The sequence below is a fragment of the Streptomyces sp. NPDC016845 genome (assembly GCF_044332585.1).
GTDB lineage: Bacteria > Actinomycetota > Actinomycetes > Streptomycetales > Streptomycetaceae > Streptomyces.
In genome coordinates, this window is the sequence record NZ_JBIRPI010000018.1 from 91,939 (window position 1) to 106,405 (window position 14,467).

General features: G+C 70.8%; 12 protein-coding genes. 6 read left to right on the forward strand and 6 right to left on the reverse strand.

From position 1 onward, the window contains the following. Nucleotides 1–6: 6 nt before the first annotated feature. From ACH4RC_RS31325 to ACH4RC_RS31340, 4 genes are all read right to left on the reverse strand, one after another. Nucleotides 7–1,314, reverse strand: coding sequence for an acetyl-CoA carboxylase biotin carboxylase subunit family protein (locus tag ACH4RC_RS31325; protein WP_398206882.1), 1,308 nt, complete (start codon nt 1,312–1,314; stop codon nt 7–9). Between the two features lie 119 nt (nt 1,315–1,433). After that, complete coding sequence (locus ACH4RC_RS31330) at nt 1,434–3,230, reverse strand: thiamine pyrophosphate-requiring protein (protein ID WP_398206884.1); 1,797 nt, start codon at nt 3,228–3,230, stop codon at nt 1,434–1,436. 104 nt (nt 3,231–3,334) lie between these two features. Next, nucleotides 3,335–4,285 carry a TIGR03557 family F420-dependent LLM class oxidoreductase gene (locus ACH4RC_RS31335; protein WP_398206886.1) on the reverse strand — a complete coding sequence of 317 codons (951 nt, stop codon included), beginning with the start codon at nt 4,283–4,285 and terminating at the stop codon, nt 3,335–3,337. Nucleotides 4,286–4,387: 102 nt separating this feature from the next. Continuing rightward, nucleotides 4,388–5,350 (reverse strand): Ku protein, encoded by a 963-nt coding sequence (locus ACH4RC_RS31340; protein ID WP_398206888.1) that lies wholly within the window; start codon nt 5,348–5,350, stop codon nt 4,388–4,390. A 272-nt stretch (nt 5,351–5,622) separates the two neighbouring features. Between ACH4RC_RS31340 and ACH4RC_RS31345 the strand changes: the two genes are divergently transcribed. The 5 genes from ACH4RC_RS31345 to ACH4RC_RS31365 all read left to right on the forward strand — a co-directional run bounded on the left by ACH4RC_RS31345 (nt 5,623) and on the right by ACH4RC_RS31365 (nt 10,252). Continuing rightward, nucleotides 5,623–6,417 carry a SigB/SigF/SigG family RNA polymerase sigma factor gene (locus ACH4RC_RS31345; RefSeq protein ID WP_398206890.1) on the forward strand — a complete coding sequence of 265 codons (795 nt, stop codon included), beginning with the start codon at nt 5,623–5,625 and terminating at the stop codon, nt 6,415–6,417. Nucleotides 6,418–6,436: 19 nt separating this feature from the next. Further along, nucleotides 6,437–7,150, forward strand: a complete 714-nt coding sequence (locus ACH4RC_RS31350) for a DNA polymerase ligase N-terminal domain-containing protein (RefSeq protein WP_398206892.1) — start codon at nt 6,437–6,439, stop codon at nt 7,148–7,150. Further along, nucleotides 7,147–8,160, forward strand: coding sequence for a non-homologous end-joining DNA ligase (ligD, locus tag ACH4RC_RS31355; RefSeq protein WP_398206894.1), 1,014 nt, complete (start codon nt 7,147–7,149; stop codon nt 8,158–8,160). Before ACH4RC_RS31350 ends, ligD begins: the two co-directional genes overlap by 4 nt. Nucleotides 8,161–8,210: 50 nt before the next feature. Next, the gene (locus ACH4RC_RS31360) at nt 8,211–8,846 is read left to right on the forward strand and encodes an endonuclease (RefSeq protein ID WP_398207035.1); all 636 of its coding nucleotides are present in this window, start codon (nt 8,211–8,213) and stop codon (nt 8,844–8,846) included. 194 nt (nt 8,847–9,040) lie between these two features. Next, nucleotides 9,041–10,252: an MFS transporter gene (locus ACH4RC_RS31365; protein ID WP_398206896.1), complete on the forward strand. Its 1,212-nt coding sequence runs from the start codon at nt 9,041–9,043 to the stop codon at nt 10,250–10,252. 65 nt (nt 10,253–10,317) lie between these two features. Here ACH4RC_RS31365 and ACH4RC_RS31370 read toward each other — a convergent pair whose 3' ends face one another. Together ACH4RC_RS31370 and ctaD are read right to left on the reverse strand one after the other, a co-directional pair. Further along, a complete protein-coding gene (locus tag ACH4RC_RS31370) occupies nt 10,318–10,668 on the reverse strand; it encodes a hypothetical protein (RefSeq protein ID WP_398206898.1) in 351 nt (116 codons plus the stop codon). Then, nucleotides 10,665–12,368, reverse strand: a complete 1,704-nt coding sequence (gene ctaD / locus ACH4RC_RS31375; protein ID WP_398206900.1) for a cytochrome c oxidase subunit I — start codon at nt 12,366–12,368, stop codon at nt 10,665–10,667. Before ctaD ends, ACH4RC_RS31370 begins: the two co-directional genes overlap by 4 nt. A 238-nt stretch (nt 12,369–12,606) precedes the next feature. Between ctaD and ACH4RC_RS31380 the strand changes: the two genes are divergently transcribed. After that, entirely contained in the window at nt 12,607–14,403 is a 1,797-nt protein-coding gene (locus ACH4RC_RS31380; protein WP_398206902.1) for a SpoIIE family protein phosphatase, read from the forward strand. Nucleotides 14,404–14,467: the final 64 nt, after the last annotated feature.

The window sequence follows — 14,467 nt, forward strand, 5'->3', positions numbered from 1 at the left end:
GCTCTCTCAGGAGGAGTGGTCGGACGGGTCGGACGGGGTGTCGAACGTCAGGCGCAGCGCCGCCACGCACTGGTCGTACTTCTCACGCAGCTCCTCCTCACTGTCGCCCCCGGTGAATATGTGTGCCACTTCGTAGCTGTAGCTGTCCTGCTGCCCGATCTCGGAAAGCCGCTGCGCCTCCTCGGGGACGACATCGATCCGGACGCCGGGGACGGCCTCCTCGATCTTCTTGATCTCGTCGTCCGACGGGGTCCTGCGGACCACACCGTCGGTGAACCAGCGGTAGTACCACTTGGCGGCCAGCGCGTACGGGCCCTCGCGGTGCGGCAGCGCCGGGTCCTCGCTGAGGGCGAGCGCCAGCATGGCGTGGTGGTTGGGGACGCCGTCGACGTACTCGAACAGCTCGGCGTGCGACTGCGAGTGGCGCGGGTTGATCTCCAGGATCGCCACCGAGTCGGTGCGCGGGTCGTAGAAGAACTCGATGCTGAACGTCGCCCCGTCCATGCCGATCCGCCGCATGACGCGCTCGGAGACGTCCCGCACCCGCTGCTGCACGGGGGCCGGCAGGGCGGAGGGGTACTGGTGGCGCAGGAAGCTGGTGGAGTCCGGGTAGTTGATCGAGTCGAGGACGCCGTAGACGGTGACCTCGCCGCCGTGGACGTACCCCTCCACGGCGACCTGGAGCCCTTCGAGCGCCTCCTCCGCAAGGCACACCTGGCCGCCGACACCCGCCATCTCCGGGGGCAGTTCGAGCTGGTCGAGGATGTACTCGAAGGGGCGGCCGACGCGGGCGATGCCGTCGCGGATGTGGCCGACCGCCTCGCGGAACTCGTCCAGGTCCCTGACGCCGTAGGCGAGTTCGGAGGAGTACGACAGGGCGGGCTTGAGCCACATCGGGAAGGAGACGCCTTCCGGCGGGCGCGGGTCATCGGCGGTGAGATCGACGCGGCCGAAGTTCGGGTGCTCGGAGACGACCTCCGCCTGCACGAGGCGGCTCCAGTACTTGTGCTCGCACTTGACGATGGATTCCAGGCTCGTGGCCCGTGTGCCGTACCGCTCGCCGAGGATCGGTACCAAGGTGCTGACCGGGAAGTCCCAGTAGCCGACGATCGCGTCGATCGGCCCGTCGAAGGCGTCGAGCACCTTGCGGGCGCGGTCGATGAGATCGGGGACGCTGACCTCGCCCTCCTGCAGCTCCTCGATGGTCAGGAGCGGGTGGAAGTCCAGCGTGTCGGCGCGCGGTACGGCTCGCAGGGTGGGCAGATTGGCGTCGTCGAGACCGAGTACGAACACGTTCTGGCGGCGCTGAGTCACGAGCGGCTCCTTACGTTGGGTGACCCGGGCCTGGGTACCCGGCGACGGCGCCCGCACACGTCACGCGTCACTCGCGTCGGCTGCCGCCACCTGGGCAAAGGTGACGGCAGCCGATGAGCTCACTTGTCGTGCTTGCCGCCCGGCAGCATCTCCTGCACCTTCGCCTTGAACCCCTGCTTCACCACGTCCACCGTGTCGGGGTCGCCCTTGAGGATCGCCGTCGCCGCCGCCTCGATCTGGTCGAGGGAGGCGTGCGGCGGGATCGGCGGCACCGCCGGATCGGTGCGGAAGTCGAGCACGAACGGCCGGTCGGAGGCGAGCGCCTGCCGCCACGCGCCCTCGACCTCGCCCGGCTTCTCCACCCGTACGCCGTCGAGGCCGATGGAGCGCGCGAAGTCCGCGTACGCGACGTCGGGCAGCGCCTGCGACGGCAGGAACTGCGGCGCCCCCGACATGGCGCGCATCTCCCAGGTGACCTGGTTGAGGTCCTGGTTGTTCAGCACGGCCACGATGAGCTGCGGGTTCGACCATTCCTTCCAGTACTTCGCGGCCGTGATCAGCTCGGCCATGCCGTTCATCTGCATCGCCCCGTCGCCGACGATCGCGATGGCGGGCCGCCCCGGGTGGGCGAACTTCGCCCCGATCACGTACGGGACACCCGGCCCCATCGTGGCGAGCGTGCCGGACAGGGAGCCGCGCATCGACCCGCGAAGGCGCAGGTGGCGCGCGTACCAGTTGGCGGCGGAACCGGAGTCCGCGGCGAGGATCACGTCGTCCGGCAGCAGGTCGTCGAGGGCGTGCACGACGTACTCGGGGTTGATCGGATCGGCCTCGACGGCGGCGCGCCGCTCCATCACCTCCCACCAGCGCGCGACATCCTTCTCGATCTTCTTGCGCCACTTGCCGTGGGACTTCTTGCGCAGATGCGGAAGCAGCCGGCTCAAGGTCTTCTGCGCGTCGCCGACGAGGTTCAGCTCGAAGGGGTACCGCAACCCGATCATGTGCGGATCGATGTCGATCTGCACCGCCCGCGCCTGCCCGAACTCCGGCAGGAACTGCGTGTAGGGGAAGCTGGAACCGATGACCAGGAAGGTGTCGCACTCCTGCATCAGCTCGTAGGAGGGCCGGGTGCCGAGCAGTCCGATGGAACCGGTGACGTAGGGCAGGGTGTCGGGGAGCGCGTCCTTGCCGAGCAGCGCCTTGGCGACACCGGCGCCGAGAAGGTCCGCGACCTGCTCGACCTCCGCGCGGGCGCCGCGCGCGCCCTGGCCGACGAGGATGGCGACCTTCTCGCCCGCGTTCAGGATCTCGGCCGCCTTGAGGAGGTCCTCGTCCGCCGGGACAGGCGCGTAGGACGACATGCCGAGGCTGGACGGGACCATCTTGAAGGCGTGCGTCGGCGGCGAGTAGTCGAGCTCCTGCACGTCGCCGGGGACGATGATCGCGGTGACGGTGCGGCGCGCGTAGGCGGTGCGGAAGGCGCGGTCGATGACGCCGGGGAGCTGCTCGGGGACGGTCACCATCTCGCAGAAGTCGGAGGCCACGTCCTTGTAGAGGCTCACCAGGTCGACCTCCTGCTGGTAGGAGCCGCCCATGGCGCTGCGGTTGGTCTGCCCGACGATGGCGACGACCGGCACGTGGTCGAGCTTGGCGTCGTACAGGCCGTTCAGGAGGTGGATCGCGCCGGGCCCCGAGGTCGCGGCGCAGACGCCGACCTTGCCGGAGAACTTCGCGTAGCCGACCGCCTCGAACGCGGCCATCTCCTCATGGCGGGCCTGGACGAACTCGGGCTTGTTGTCGGCGCGGCCCCACGCGGCGAGCAGGCCGTTGATGCCGTCGCCCGCGTAGGCGAAGACATGCTCGACCTCCCAGTCGCGCAGGCGCTCGAGGATGTGGTCGGAGACCTTCTTCGACACGATGGGTCCTTTCCTGTTTCCAGATGTCTTGTTTCCCCGTGCGAGATGTCGGATTCCGGGTGTCCGTCCTGCGGGCACACATGCGTGGCGTCGCGGCGTCCGGCCTACAGCCGCGGCAGGATCTCGGCCCGGTAGAAGTCGAAGAAGCCCTGCTGGTCGGGGCCTATCTGGTTGACGTAGACCTCGTCGAACCCAGCGTCGGCGAACTCCTTCACCGCGCCGAGGTGCGCGTCCCTGTCGTCGCCGCAGACCACGGCGTCGGCGATCATCTCCTCGGTGACCAGCTCGGACGCCTGCTCGAAGTGGGCCGGGGTGGGCAGGACCTGCGGCAGCTCGCCGGGGAGCTGCTCGTTGGGCCACAGCCGGTGCACGGTCTTCACGGCCTGCGCCCGGTCAGGGCTCCAGCACACCTTCAGCCCGCCGATCACGGGGTTCTGCCCGCCGCCCGCCCGGCGGAACTGGCCCACCAGATCCGCGTCCGGCGTCATCGTCACGAAGCCGTCGCCGATCCGCCCGGCCAGGGCGGCGGCCTGCGGGCCGAACCCGGAGACGTAGAGCGGCGGCGGGTTGTCGGGCCGGGTGTAGAGCCGGGCGTTCTGCACCGTGTAGTGCGCCCCGCGATGAGTGACCTGCTCACCCGTGAAGAGGCGGCGCATGACGTGCACGGCCTCCTCCAGCATCTCCATGCGCTGCGGCGCCTCCGGCCAGGCGTCGCCGAGGATGTGCTCGTTCAGCGCCTCACCGGTGCCGATGCCGAACCGGAACCCGCCCTCGGTCAGGACGGCCGCCGTGGCCGCGGCCTGCGCGTTGACCGCCGGGTGCATCCGGACGGTCGGGCAGGTGACCAGCGTCGTCACCGGCAGCGACGTCACCTGGGACAGCGCCCCGATCATCGACCAGACGAAGGAGGCCTGCCCCTGCTCGTCGTTCCACGGATGGAAATGGTCGGAGATCGCCAGCGCCTGGAAGCCGGCCTGCTCGGCGGCGCGGGCCTGCGCGAGCAGCTCGGCGGGGGTGAACTCCTCGGAGGACAGAAAGTATCCGTACGTAGTCATGCGGGGCCTTCCGGAGCTGTTCGTGGGGTGTCGGACCACGCCGGCCGGCGAGTACCCATGAGGCATGGCCCCGAACGGGCGCGCGCCACCACGCCGGCCGGCTCACGCCGAGCGCCGCGCCCGCTTGGCGGGCGCCGCCTTCTTCGCGGGCTGCTTGGCCGTCTTCTTCGCCGTGGTGGTCTTCTTGGCCGGTGCCGCCTTCTTCGCGGTCTTCTTGGCGGACGCCTTCTTCTTCGGCATCTCGTGCACCGTCGCGTGCGTGTCGTCGCCTGAGTCGCGCGAGCTTCTCGCCTGCCGCACCGACTGCTCCAGGGCGGCCATGAGGTCCAGGACGCGACCCGAGGCGGGTTCCTCGGGCTCGGCGGCGGGCGGCTGCCTGCCGTCGGCCTTGGCGTGGATGACCTCCTCCAGGGCCGCCGTGTAGCGGTCGGTGGCCCACTCGGCCTCCTCCAGGGGCTCCTCGCGGGTCATGGAGTCGATGAGCAGCAGCGCCTCCTCGACCTCGTCGCCGGTGATGTCGACCTGTTCCGGTGCCAGCTCCGCGGGGGAGCGGATCTCGTCGGGCCACTTCAGGGCGTGCAGGGCGATCACGGACTCCTTGACGCGGAGCAGCCCGAGCCGCTCCCGGCCGTGCCAGGCGAACTTGGCGACGGCGGCCTTCGCGTTGCGCTCGAGGGCCTTGCGCAGCAGTACGTACGGTTTCGTGGCGGCCTGCCCGCCGGCCTCCAGGTAGTACCCCTCGCCGATCTGGATCGGGTCGATGGACTCGTACGGCACGAAGGCGACGATCTCGATGGCCTTCGCGGTGGGCAGCGGCATCTCGCGCAGCTCCTCGTCGGAGACGGCGACGACCTGCCCGGAAGCGATCTCGTACCCCTTGCCGATCTCGTCCTGGGTGACCTCGCGGTCCTCCAGCTCGCACACCTTGCGGCTGCGGACCCGCCCCATGTCGTCCAGGTGGTACTGGTGGAACCGGATGCTGTGGTCCTCGGTGGCGGTCATCACCCTGATGGGGATCGTGACGAGCCCGAACGAGATGGCGCCGGTCCACACGGGGCGGGGCATGACGAACCTCCCTGGTCGGCCCCGAGAACGCCAGTCTAGGACGGGACCGGGGATCCGGCCGGGCCGAAGAAGCGCCCGGAGCTCTCCGCATGCGGCCCGCACCCACCGCGCGTAGCGTGATCAGTGGTCCGCTGTTTGTCCCGGGGGACGACGGGCAGGCGGTGTGAGTGCTTGAGACCACAGGCGCGTCCGCGGGGAGCGGTACACCCGGATGCAGTCTGGTCTCTGCTTCTCGCGTTCTTTCTTTTCAAGCGTTGAGGAGTGAGTTCTCCATGGCCACTCGGCATGTGCACGACGATGCGCCCGACACCGACCACACCTTCGCCCTGATGGCCGGGAGCCCGGCGGGGCGCGAACACGACGTGCTGTTCGAGGAACTGGTCGAGGCCTGGCTGCCGATGGCGAACCGCCTGGCCAGGAGGTTCCGCAACAAGGGCGAGAACATACAGGACCTGCAGCAGGTCGCCGCCATGGGTCTCGTCAAGGCCGTCGAACGCTACGACCCCGGACGCGGCGCCTTCGAGGCGTACGCGGTCCCCACCATCACCGGCGAACTGCGCCGCCACTTCCGCGACCACACCTGGGACGTGCGGGTGCCCCGCCGGGTGCAGGACCTGCGCAACAAGGTCCGTGTCGCGCGCCGCGAACTCATGGACACCCCCGGCCGCGAGGGCGAGCCGAGCGTCGAGGCGATCGCCGGGCACACGAGCCTCACCTGCGACGACGTACGGGACGGACTCGAGGCGCTGGAGAGCTACAGCGCGCTGTCCCTGGACGCCGAGACGGGCGCGGCGGACGACGGGTTCAGCCTGGCCGACACCCTCGGCGAGTCCGACGCGGGCTACGACCTCATCGCCGACCGCGAAGCCGCCAAGGAGGGCCTGCGGTACCTGCCCGAACGCGAACGCACCATCCTGTACCTCCGCTTCTTCGAGGACATGACACAGGCCCGGATCGCCGAGGTCGTCGGCATCTCGCAGATGCACGTTTCCCGCCTCATCAACCGCAGCTGCGCCACGGTCCGCGAACACGCGGCACGGCCCGCCCGGCACGAGCAGGCCGCCTGAACGAAAGAGAGGAGCCTCCGTGAGCGACAAGGACGGACTGCGGACCTATCGCGGCAAGCGGCACTTCGACCGGACGAGCGAGCCGAGCGGCGAGCACGACGCCCGGGCCGCACCGTCCGGACCGGACGGGGACTCCGGCTCCGAGGAGCCGGTCTTCGTGGTGCAGATCCACGACGCCAGCACGATGCACTTCGACTTCCGCCTGGAGGTCGACGGCGTCCTCAAGTCCTGGTCGGTCCCCAAGGGCCCCTCGACCGACCCGCACGACAAACGGCTCGCCATCCCCACCGAGGACCACCCCATGTCGTACCGCGACTTCGAGGGGACGATCCCGGCGGGCGAGTACGGCGGCGGCACGGTGATCGTGTGGGACCAGGGCACGTACCGCCCGATGAGCCACGACAAGCGCCACCACCCGGTGGACTTCGGCGAGTCCCTGGAGAACGGGCACGCCACCTTCGAGCTGCACGGCGAGAAGCTGCGCGGACAGTACGCGCTCACCCGCTTCCACGGCCGTGCGGAGCAGGACGGCGGCGGGGCGAAGAAGCCGACCTGGCTGCTCGTGCGCAAGGGCTCCACCACAGCCGGACACGGCCCGGGCACCGGCACCCCCGACCCCCGCAGGGCCCGCTCGGCCCGCACCGGGCGCACGCTGCGCCAGGTGGCCGACGCTCCTGACGCCCCGGCCCGGGAGCCCGACCACGAAGGCGCCCACCACGGAGATCACGCATGACCGGCCTGCTCGACACCCTGCCGCCCGGCCTCGACAGCCGTACGCGCCCGGCCGCGCCCGGCGTCGAACTCGCCGCGAGCCCCATGCTCGCGACGCTCAGCGACCGCCGGGACTTCCCCGCCGGCTGGGTCTTCGAGCGGAAGCTGGACGGCATCCGGGTGCTCGCCGTACGGGAGCGGGGCGAAGTGACGATCCGGTCCCGCACGGGGCGCAGGATCGACGCCACCTACCCCGAGATCGTCGAGGCGCTCGCCGCCCAGGACGGCGCCGACTTCACCCTCGACGGAGAGATCGTCGCCTACGCGCACGGGCGCACCGACTTCTCCCGGCTCCAGCAGCGCATGGGCCTCACCCGCCGCGCCGACGTCGAGCGGAGCACCGTCGCCGTCACGTACTACGTCTTCGACCTGCTGCGCCTCGACGGCGTCGACGTGCGGCGCCTTCCGCTGCGCGCCCGCAAGTCGCTGCTGCGGCGCGCGCTGACGTTCCGGGCGCCGCTGCGCTACACCACCCACCGCAACGAGGGCGGCCCCGCACTCCTCGCCGACGCCTGCGAGCGCGGCTGGGAGGGGCTCATCGCCAAACGGGCCGACAGCACCTACCAGCCCCGCCGCTCCGACGACTGGCTGAAGCTGAAGTGCAGCTTCGGCCAGGAGTTCGTGATCGGCGGCTTCACCGACCCCACGGGCAGCCGCGAGGGCCTCGGCGCCCTCCTCATCGGCTACCACGACGGAGGCACCCTGCGGTACGCGGGCAAGGTCGGCACCGGGTTCGACCGGCGCACCCTGCTCGACCTGCGGCGGCGCCTCGACGCCATCGAGGAGGACACGTCACCGTTCGCGGGCCGGATCGCGCAGCGCGGCGCGCACTGGGTGCGGCCGCGGCTCGTCGCGCAGATCGACTTCTCCGAGTGGACCCGCGACGGCCTGCTGCGCCACCCCCGCTACCAGGGTCTGCGGGACGACAAGGACCCGGCCGACATCGTCAGGGAGCACCCGGAGAAACCATGAGCGAGCAGAAGACCGACAGGAAGAACGAGAAGACCGATCAGAAGAAGCTGATGCGGGAGCTGCTGCGCGGGCACGGGCAGACCTACGCCGCCGAGGCGGGCATCACCCTCAAGAACACCCCACAGCCGCTGTACCGGACGCTCGTCCTGGCGAGCCTGCTCAGCGCCCGCATCCGGGCCTCCGTCGCCGTGGCGACCGCACGGGCGCTGTACGACGACGGGCTGCGCGACCCGCGCAGCATGCTCGACGCCACCTGGCAGCAGCGCGTCGACGCGCTGGGCAAGGGCCACTACCGGCGCTACGACGAGCGCACCGCCACCCAGCTCGGCGACGGCGCCCGCCTCGCCCTCGACGAGTGGGGCGGCGACCTGCGCAAGGTCCGCGAGCGGGCCGACGGCGACGAAGACGCCCTGCGCGCCGAGCTGCGCAGGACCCCCGGCCTCGGACCGACCGGCGTCGACATCTTCCTGCGCGAGGTCCAGGACGTCTGGCCCGAGTACGCGCCCTTCCTGGACACGAAGACGCTGCAAGGCGCCGAACGCCTCGGACTGCCGAAGGACCCTGGCGCGCTGCTCCGCCTGGCGGGTGACGACACCCCGCGCGCGGAGATCGCCGCCGCGCTCGTCCGGGCCGCGCTGGACAAGAGCGTGGTGGAGGACTGCCGCTCACGCGCGCGGGACGCCTGAAACCGGGCGTCCCCTCCAGGTGACACAGCTCACGCACACGTACCGGTCGATCTTGGAATGTGCACGTCCCCCCGCACTGCTGCAATGCTGGTGGGCTTGTCCCGCTCGGAGCGTGTCTCCGTGCGGCGGCGCCGGGCAATGGGGCTCGGGACCCCTGTCCGTGGACCGCTGTACTTCGAAAGGTCTCCTGCACCATGCCGCTGGCCCTGCTGGCCCTGGCTGTTGTCGCGTTCGGCATCGGCACGACCGAGTTCGCCACCATGGGGCTGCTGCCCCAGATCGCCGACGGGGTGGACGTCTCCGTGCCGCACGCCGGCAACCTCGTATCGGCCTACGCCCTCGGTGTCGTCGTCGGCGCACCCGTCCTGACCGGCATCGGCGCGCGCATCCCGCACAAGCGGCTGCTGCTGCTCCTGTCGGGCCTCTTCGTCGTCGGCAACGTCGCCTCCGCGCTCGCGCCCGGCTTCGGGTCGCTGTTCGCCGCCCGCTTCCTGGCCGGTCTGCCGCACGGCGCCCTGTTCGGCGTCGGCGCCGTGGTCGCCTCCCGGCTCGTCGCGCCCGAGCGGGCCGCGCGCGCCGTCTCGAAGATGTTCCTCGGGCTCACCGTCGCCAACATCGTGGGCGTACCCGCGGGCACGGCGCTCGGCCAGCACCTGGGCTGGCGCGCCGCCTACTGGGCGGTCGCCGTCATCGGCGTGTTCGCCCTGATCGCGCTCGCCCTGTTCGTCCCGCACCAGCCGCGCGGCCGGCAGTCCGGCATCCGGCACGAGCTGCGCGCGATGGGCAACAAGCAGGTCGTGATCGGCCTCGCGACCGCCGTCGTCGGCTTCGGCGGATTCTTCGCCGTCTACAGCTACCTCGTACCGATGCTCACGCACGTGACCGGCGTCTCCGACACCTCGACCACGCTGGTCCTCGCGCTCTACGGCGTCGGCATGACGCTCGGCACGCTCCTTGCGGGCCCGCTCACCGACCGTGCCCTGCGCCCGACGCTCTACGGCGGCCTCGCGCTGCTCGCGGTGGCCCTGGTGACGTTCTACTTCACCGTCCACAGCACGATCCCCGCGCTCGTCACGATCACCGTCATCGGCGCGATGGGCTCCCTCATCACCACGCCCGTGCAGATGCTGCTCATGGCCAAGGCGGAGAAGGCCCCGACCATGGCGGCGGCCTCCAACCACTCCGCCTTCAACCTGGCCAACGCGGGCGGCGCCTGGCTCGGCGGCCTCGCCATCTCGGCGGGCTGGGGCTGGGCCTCGCCCAACCTCGTCGGCGCCGTCCTCGCCGTGGCGGGCCTCGGCCTCGCCTTCACCGGCGGCGTCATGGACCGGGGCACCCGCCGCTCCGAGGTGATCAGCTCGTCCCTCGCGAAGACCCCGGCCGAGGAGACCACCCCCGCGCCCTGAGGCGCCGCAGGACACGGACAGGGGCCGTACACCCGCCGGCATTCCGGCAGGTGTACGGCCCCGCTTCACTTCTCGGCGACGTACGAGAACGAGACGTACGCCCCCAGGGCGACCGCCGTGCCGACACCGCCCAGGCACCAGCCCAGACAGCGCGCCTTCAGCCTCCCGTAGCGCTCCTCGTACTCGCCGCGCAGCTCACCCGCGCGGGCCGCGATCTGCGCGAGCGCCGCCTTGTGGAACGCGAGGCGCTCCTCGGTGAAGACGCGCTCCACCTCCTCGCGCTGCCCGGTGGTGAGCCAGGGCAGCCGCCGGGTGAAGTCCTCGGCCTGCGCCCGCGTCTCGGTCACCTTCGACGTCCACAGCAGGTACCCCTCCATCTGCTGGAGGCCGGACTCCACGTCGCGGTCGGCGCTCATTCGGAGTGGGTCTCGTTGCGGTGCCGGTTCTGGTTGGAGTCCAGGGACGCGACGCCCGGATGGTGCAGGTCGAAGGCGGGGGACTCCGACCGGACCCGCGGCAAGGTGCAGAAGTTGTGCCGCGGCGGCGGGCAGGACGTCGCCCATTCGAGGGAGCGGCCGTAGCCCCACGGGTCGTCCACCATGATCTTCTTGCCGTACCTGGCGGTCTTCCAGACGTTGTAGAGGAACGGCAGCATCGAGCAACCGAGCAGGAAGGACGAGATCGAGGAGACGGTGTTCAGCGTGGTGAGGCCGTCGGCCGCGAGGTAGTCCGCGTAGCGGCGCGGCATGCCCTCGACACCGAGCCAGTGCTGGACGAGGAACGTGCCGTGGAAACCGACGAACAGCGTCCAGAAAGTGATCTTGCCGAGCCGCTCGTCGAGCATCTTGCCGGTGAACTTCGGCCACCAGAAGTGGAACCCGGCGAACATCGCGAAGACGACGGTGCCGAACACCACGTAGTGGAAGTGCGCCACCACGAAGTACGAGTCCGAGACCTCGAAGTCCAGCGGCGGCGCCGCGAGGATCACGCCGGTCAGGCCGCCGAAGAGGAAGGTCACCAGGAAGCCGACCGACCACAGCATCGGGGTCTCGAACGACAGCGAGCCCTTCCACATCGTGCCGATCCAGTTGAAGAACTTCACCCCGGTCGGCACCGCGATCAGGAACGTCATGAAGGAGAAGAACGGCAGCAGCACTCCGCCCGTGACATACATGTGGTGCGCCCACACGGTCGCCGACAGGCCGGCGATGGCGATGGTCGCGCCGACCAGACCGGAGTAGCCGAAGATCGGCTTGCGGGAGAAGACCGGGATGACCTCGGAGACGATGCCGAAGAACGGCAGCGCGATGATGTACACCTCCGGATGGCCGAAGAACCAGAAGAGGTGCTGCCAGAGCAGGGGGCCTCCGTTCGCCGCGTCGAAGACGTGCGCCCCGAACTTGCGGTCCGCCTCCAGGGCGAGGAGCGCGGCGGCGAGCACCGGGAAGGCGAGCAGGACCAGGACGGCCGTGAGCAGCACATTCCAGGTGAAGATCGGCATCCGGAACATGGTCATGCCCGGCGCGCGCATGCAGACGATGGTGGTGATGAAGTTGACCGAGCCGAGGATCGTGCCGAAGCCCTGGAACGCGAGACCCATGATCCACATGTCGCCGCCGACGCCCGGCGAGTGCACCGCGTCGGTCAGCGGGCTGTAGGCGAACCAGCCGAAGTCCGCCGCCCCCTGAGGCGTGAGGAAACTGCCGATCGCGATCAGCGAGCCGAACAGGTACATCCAGTAGGCGAACATGTTGAGCCGCGGGAAGGCGACATCGGGCGCGCCGATCTGCAGCGGCATGATCCAGTTGGTGAAGCCGATGAAGAGCGGCGTGGCGAACATCAGCAGCATGACGGTGCCGTGCATGGTGAACGCCTGGTTGAACTGTTCGTTCGAGATCAACTGCGTTCCGGGGCGTGCCAGTTCCGCCCGCATGAAGAGCGCCATGACTCCGCCGACCAGGAAGAACGCGAACGACGTCGACAGATACATCGTCCCGATCGTCTTGTGGTCGGTGGTGGTGAGCCACTTCACCACGACCGCGCCGGGGCGCCGCGCGGGGGCACTCTCCGAGTTGGGTGCGTCGGGCGCGGCCTCCGCGCTCTCCAAGGACGTCATCAGGTGTGGCTCTCTTCGTCGGTGCCGGCGAGGGATACGCGCAGCGGGGGATACGACCACGACTAGCCCAGGCTCGCCGCCGGATCCGGGACGCGCCCTCTCGCGCGCGCGTGGTTCGCCCGAATGCACCAGTTCGGGGGTTGACGGGGCGTCCGCGCCGCGGCGAGCGGGCGCTTCCCGGCGAACCGGCGGAACATGGGGTGGAACAGGCCAGAACGACGACTGAGGACAGACGGGAGTGCCACAGGTGGGTGGTGGTGGGCGCGAGCACGGACGTTCGGCGGAGTACGCCGCCGAGGTGCGCCAGGTGGAGGCGTTGAACCGGCTGGAGGGCCCGGCCGCCGACGGATCCGGCGATCCGGCCGAGCGCGTCCGGCACCACGCCGCCGACCTGCTCGTCACCGGGCACGCACTGGCGCGCACGGAGTCGCTCGGCGACGCCCTCGCCCTGATCTCCCGCCTGCACGGCCCCGTCCTGCCCCTGCGCGGCCAGGCGGTCTTCCGGGCGGACCGCGAAGTCCTGCACTGCGTCGGCCACTTCGACTTCCCCGGCTGCGAGGACCCCGCCCTCCGGGTGGCGCTGGACAGCGACTACCCCGGGGCGCAGGTCGCCAGGACCGGCCGCCCCGTCTTCCTCGCCTCCCCCAAGGAGTACCGCGACCGTTCGCCCGGCACCTTCGCCCTCTTTGACCGGGAGGGGCACAAGGCGTGGGCGTTCCTGCCACTGACCACGTACGGGCAGGTCACCGGCGTCTGGATGACCGCGTTCGACGCCCCGGTGCAGATGACCGACGGCGTGCGCGCCCTGCTCGTCGCCCTCGCACGGCTGCTCAGCCAGAGCGTCGAGCACACCTACACCGGCGAGGCCGACCGCGCGCTCTCCCAGAGCCTGCGCTCCAGCATGACCGGGACCGCCGCCGACGTCGAAGGACTCACCACGGCCGCCCGGTACCTGCCCACCGGCGGCGGGCTCATGGTGGGCGGCGACTGGTTCGACTGCATCTCCCTGACCGGCGGCCGTCTCGGCCTCGTCATCGGCGACGTCCAGGGCCACGACATGCACGCCGCCGGGCTGATGTCACAGCTGCGCACCGCCATCCACGCCTACGCGATCGAGGGCCACGGCCCCGACGCCGTCCTGACCCGCGCCTCCCACTTCCTCGCCGCGCTGGACGAGGACCGCTTCGCGACCTGCATCTACATGGAGGCCGACCCCGCCACCGGCACCGTGCGCATCGCCCGCGCCGGGCACCCGCACCCCGTCCTGCGCCTCCCGGACGGCACCTGCCTGCTCAAGCACATGAGCGGCGGGCTGCCCCTGGGCCTGAACCTCCTGGAGGACAACTACCCGGTCAACGTCCTCACCCTGCGCGAGAACGAGATCCTCATGCTGTGCACCGACGGCCTGATCGAGGCAGGCGGCCACGACATGTACTCCGGCTGGCTCCGGGTCCGCAGCGCCCTCTCGCCCGGCACCCCCGACGACCTCGACGCCATGGCGGACCGGCTCCTCGGCGCGGTCGTCGCCCCGGGGGACCCGCGCTCGCCGGACCAGCCCGCCTCCATCACCGAGGACGACATCGCCCTGCTCCTGCTGCGCCGCGACCCGTCGGTGCCGCACTCGGGCCCGCCCGTGCGCCGCCTGCGCCTCACCCTCGAACAGGACCAGGCGGAGGCGCTCAGCGAGGCGCGGATCGAGTTGCAGGGGCTGCTCCACGACTGGGCACGGCCCGAGCAGATCGACACCGCCGTCCTGCTCGCCTCGGAGCTGCTCGGCAACGTCCTGGTCCACACCGAGCACGCCGCGGTCCTGAGCGCCGACATCACCGGCGCCCCGGGGCAACGGCGGCTGCGCGTGGAGGTCACCGACCGCAGCGACGACGTCCCGCACCGCCGCGCCCCCGGCGAGCTCTCCTCCTCCGGGCGCGGCCTCGTCCTGCTCGACCTCCTCGCCCACCAGTGGAACGTGCGCCCCGAACCGGAGGGCAAGACCGTCTGGTTCGTCCTCGACGAGGACGGCCCCGAGGAGCCCTGAGCCACCGGTCTTCGCACCCCGTACGCGCCGGGCGGAGGCGCGTACGCGTACGGGGGCGGGCGCG